Origin of the sequence: Noviherbaspirillum sp. ST9 (genome assembly GCF_048799745.1) — a bacterium.
Classification (GTDB): Bacteria; Pseudomonadota; Gammaproteobacteria; order Burkholderiales; family Burkholderiaceae_D; genus Noviherbaspirillum.
In genome coordinates this window covers 1-797 of the sequence record NZ_JBLWFR010000057.1, presented here as the reverse complement: position 1 = coordinate 797, position 797 = coordinate 1, and the positions used below count along the sequence as shown (strand labels likewise).

Annotated in this window: 1 protein-coding gene; it reads left to right on the top strand. The window is 42.8% G+C overall.

From position 1 onward, the window contains the following. On the top strand, window positions 1–608 hold a 608-nt coding region (locus ACNOHI_RS24710), incomplete at its 5' end, for a hypothetical protein (protein WP_420477381.1). Window positions 609–797: the final 189 nt, after the last annotated feature.

Here is a 797-nt window from a genome sequence, read left to right as displayed (position 1 = left end):
CGCTAGCACCGCGCTTGCCTGCCGACTGGAATGAAACAGAAATCACCAATCTCCGTTGCGGAAATAACCGGCTTTCAATGACGATGAAGAAAAACGCCGGACGGCTGTTATATCAACTTGAAACGGCCAAAGATCTTGATCTTTTGTTTAATCCTGCCTTTGCCCCGGGAACAAATATTAAAAGCGTGACAATCGACGGGAGAGACACTCCTTTTAAGATTATACAAACAGAAACTCACACTGAAGTTTCCATCTTAACGAAGTTAAAAAAACAGGTTCTCATTGAGATTAAGCTTATTGAAGGGGCTAGTGTTCTCGCTGTACGCCATTTGTCTAACCTTGGTGACACCACCAGTAGTTTCAGGATAATAGATCAGGAATTACACGGTGAAGAACTAAAAGTATCGCTGGAGGCCTTACCGGGATCAAGCCATTCTCTCCGTTTTTATCTTCCCAAAGGATATTTGAGCACACGTGGCATTGATAATATGCATAAAGTCACTGACTCTGTTTACGAAGCGAATGTTGCATTTGATAAATCCGGCACCTCTTATATTAAAAAAACAATTTATATCAAGCCGGATAACAGCAAATCCGCCAGTTATTGATTCCATTAATGCAGCATCTTATTCCGACCGGAGGCTTTTTACCGGATTACTTACAGCCACTCGAATGATGTGAGCGCTTGTTGTGAGCAACGTAACAAGGAGAAGCCCTGAGCCCGAAAGCAGGAAGATCCAGATAGGGATATTAGAACGGAAGGAAAATTTCTGCAGCCACATATCCATTAGCCAGTA